A 1,823-nucleotide genomic window follows, 5' to 3' on the forward strand; every position below is an offset into this window, starting at 1 on the left:
AAGTATCTCGGCGGCAGCGATGGCTTCGGGAACGGGGAAAACACCATCGTGTTCTCCCGTGTCGATTCCAAATACGCGACAGTACCCCAGCGCAATCGCCACCCGAGCGGCGGCCTCCTTCGCCGCTGGACTGGGCGTCCCAATTTCAAATTCATTCAGGGCGGGATCAGCTAACGCTTCCTCGAGCTGATCGCCGTATCCGTACCAGTCGTGCCTTAAAGAATGAGAAGTAGTCATGTTGGCATCCCTGATGTTTAAAGTTGTCTGATGTCTGGTAGAATTGAAGAGCTAATCAGACCACTTATTGATAATCTTCGTAATCTTCCCACCATCGGCGAGGTTTGAACCACCTTCGACGTGTATTGGGTTGTTCTCTTCCATCATATTGCTCGGCCTCGGGCCAAGAGGGTAGTCGGCCCCGCCACGGACAGCCTGTGAGTTCTGGTTCAAAGCCCCAGTTTTCCGGGGTAATAAATTGTAAATTCTGGAAGCAACCGCCAACTTTTCCCTCGGAGCCTCGGAGTACTAGTGCGTCCTGTGGGGTTGGCATTAGCCACTGCGGTGGATCGCCCCGAACGGGGACGTACCGGCGGATGACCTCTCTCACGGTGGCCTTCCACCTCTCCCTCCTTTTTCTTTCTACGGCTGCCACGCAAAGATAGTAACAGGTAACCCATCGCAAGACGCATTCTGTCCCCCTCAAAATGGCTATGGCACCGCTCGGGAGAACGAGCAGCCACTTGGTATCTCTGGCCGTTGATGTGGCAAGTGTAAGGATCAAGACTTGAGGGCGCACAAGACTTGCTTGCGTCTGTTTCTCTAATACCTCCAGGACCCGATTGACGACATCCTGTCCTTCCGGCGAGCACACATCGACAAGATTGCGAAGCCTGGCTATGACATCCTTGCCAAACTCTTCGTCCCACGGTTCGTGCCGGGAGGTCCAGTGTTTGAGGCAGTGATGCCAGATCTGTTCGAAAAAAAGCACCGACAAAGTTTGGCTGCCGATCCCTTGACGGGGATCCGGCAGATTCGACCACTGGCGCAACAGACGGTTAGGACCATTCATGCGGAAACCTTTCAGCGTCTGTGATCACAGCCCGTTATGTTTCGCCGAGCTCCTGGATCTTTTTCAACGACCAAAAAACTTCTCGTGCGCGAGAGAGCAACATGCGAAAACTCTGTTCAGTGGCGCCCGGGAGGCGTGCCAACTCCCGAAGCCGATCGTTGTAGTCATCGTGTTGCGTAATCTCCTGCGGAGGGAAATCGGGTGAAAGTTCAGCCTGCTGGAGCCAGCTCTCCCATCGAGCCCTTGGAACGCAGTCCCAAAGTCCGAGGATAACCAGGGAGAATACCCTGGGCCTGGGCTTCAAACCGCGTTCCAGCTTTTCCAAATCCGCCTCCGAAAAGGGTGTGCTCAGGTCGACTCTAATCTCAGCCTGTGAATAATCTTCGAGACTGTGGGAATCAGCAAATACTTCGGCTTCCGTAGTCACCCTGGCCCATTTGTTTTCAGAGTCGGCCTTACGATCAAGTATGTCTGAAAACACACCTACATGTTTTTGCCTCGTTTTCCTTTTTCGCTTTTCGTCCACTATCCAATTAAGAAGGACCTTATATAGCCAAGGTTTGAAAGGACGAGCGGGATCGTACGCCTGCAGTTTTTCAAGAATAACGCTAGGTGCCTCGTCAGCAAAATTCTCTTGATCCCGTTTCCCCCACCCCTTGCTTCGAGCAACCTTGCGTGCTGCTTCTGAGATAAATGGTGCGAGATGCCTGCACGCCTCTTCTCTCTCCTCCGGCGTGCCCTCTTTGGCCAGCCG

At 53.5% G+C, this 1,823-nt stretch carries 3 protein-coding genes; all 3 read right to left on the minus strand.

What is annotated here, in order from left to right:
* Positions 1–237, minus strand: a 237-nt coding sequence (locus ABJK56_RS00640) for a hypothetical protein (RefSeq protein WP_347242737.1), incomplete at its 3' end; no start/stop codon positions are given.
* 64 nt (positions 238–301) lie between these two features.
* On the minus strand, positions 302–1,069 hold the full coding sequence (locus tag ABJK56_RS00645) for a hypothetical protein (protein WP_347242738.1): 768 nt from the start codon (positions 1,067–1,069) through the stop codon (positions 302–304).
* A 34-nt stretch (positions 1,070–1,103) separates the two neighbouring features.
* Positions 1,104–1,823, minus strand: a 720-nt coding sequence (locus ABJK56_RS00650; protein ID WP_347242739.1) for a hypothetical protein, incomplete at its 5' end; no start/stop codon positions are given.

Origin of the sequence: Thermogutta sp. (assembly GCF_039793925.1) — a bacterium.
GTDB lineage: Bacteria > Planctomycetota > Planctomycetia > Pirellulales > Thermoguttaceae > Thermogutta.

Coding starts and splice junctions, on each gene's coding strand:
- ABJK56_RS00645 (WP_347242738.1), bottom strand. CDS start 1,069: ATGAATGGTCCTAACCGTCTGTTGCGCCAGTGGTCGAATCTGCCGGAT.